The 1251-nt window shown below is 55.0% G+C and carries 2 protein-coding genes; both read right to left on the minus strand.

Annotated elements, in window-relative coordinates; genetic code table 11:
- Positions 1 to 38 precede the first annotated feature (38 nt).
- Positions 39 to 881, minus strand: coding sequence for an IS3 family transposase (locus MJ643_RS30365; RefSeq protein WP_024086385.1), 843 nt, complete (start codon positions 879 to 881; stop codon positions 39 to 41).
- Positions 878 to 1186: a transposase gene (locus MJ643_RS30370; RefSeq protein ID WP_024086157.1), complete on the minus strand. Its 309-nt coding sequence runs from the start codon at positions 1184 to 1186 to the stop codon at positions 878 to 880. The genes MJ643_RS30365 and MJ643_RS30370 overlap by 4 nt, the downstream gene beginning before the upstream one ends.
- Positions 1187 to 1251: the final 65 nt, after the last annotated feature.

Genomic DNA, 1251 nt, shown 5'->3' on the forward strand with positions numbered 1-1251 from the left:
TGTTCTGGTCAAGTATTTCCGGACACCGGTTACGGTGATCAAGCCGCCTGCTGCTCCATAGCTATTGGTGACAGGTAGTCGTTGTAGCTGTGGAGCCTGATTCGGTTGTATCGCATGAAGAAGCTGGTCATGTCCTGCTTGGCTTCTTCAATTTCCTTGTAGCCCTTGGGCGGCACCCATTCTGACTTGAGCGTTCCAAAGAAACGCTCTGTTGGTGCGTTGTCCCAGCATTGTCCCCTGCGACTCATGCTCTGCGTTATGCCATGCTCAAGCAGCTCGGACTGGAAGCGCTGGCTGGTGTATTGGCAGCCTTGATCCGAGTGAAACATCAAGCCTGTATGCTTGCCCCTAACCCCTACTGCCATCCTCAGTGCCTTGCTAACCAAGTTGGCGTCGTTGATCAGGGAAAACGCCCAGCCAACGATCCGACGCGCAAACAAGTCAATCACTACTGCCAGGTGATACCAGCGCTTCCCGACCATCAAACTGGTCACGTCACCGCACCAGACCTGGTTAATTGCTGTTGGCTCAAAGTTGCGTTCGAGCAGGTTCTTGGCCACAAACGCTTCAACACCTTTGGAGCGATTCCGATGAGGACGACGCTGCTTGCTTTCCAGATTTGCCTCCTCCATGAGTTTTCCGGCCAGATACCGTCCCACCTTGAGCTGCTGGGCCTTCAGGTACTCAGAGATCATTCTCGCGCCCGCGCTTCCCCTGCTTTCGACGTGCAGCTGAACTACTTTCTCTCTGAGTTCGTCACGCTTGGTATTCGGTGTTGAACGACGGCGAAGCCAGTCATAAAACGCGCTACGGGATACGCTCAGCGCACTGCAAAGAAGGCTGGTCGGATACGAGCCTGACTCTCTCAGTTCCTCAATCAGGAAAAACGATCGGGATCCGACATCAAGAGAGCCGTAGCCTTTTTTAAGATTTCAGCCTCGGTCTCCAGGCGCTTGATCTTGGCTCGCAGCTGCTGGAGCTCGCGCTGTTCGTCGCTGATCGCTTTGGTACCGGCTACTGGCTGGCCCTTGTGTCGCTCTTTACGCACCTGATCAACCCAGCGGCGCAGGGCTGTAGGGCCGACGTCCATTGAGGCGCAGACGTCGGGAATCGAGCAGTGGTCATCAAGGACCATGCTGGCAGCACGTTGCTTGAACTCGCGGGTGTAGGTCTTTCGTTCTTGCATGGAACCTCCTGATTGGGCGAATCATATCGCCCTTAAGAGGTGTCCGGGATCATTAGGCCAGTTCA

Origin of the sequence: Pseudomonas sp. PNPG3 (assembly GCF_023093815.1) — a bacterium.
Taxonomy (GTDB): domain Bacteria; phylum Pseudomonadota; class Gammaproteobacteria; order Pseudomonadales; family Pseudomonadaceae; genus Aquipseudomonas; species Aquipseudomonas asiatica.

Excerpts from the sequence above, each read along its gene's own strand:
- MJ643_RS30370 (WP_024086157.1), bottom strand. The coding sequence starts at position 1,186 with ATGCAAGAACGAAAGACCTACACCCGCGAGTTCAAGCAACGTGCTGCC.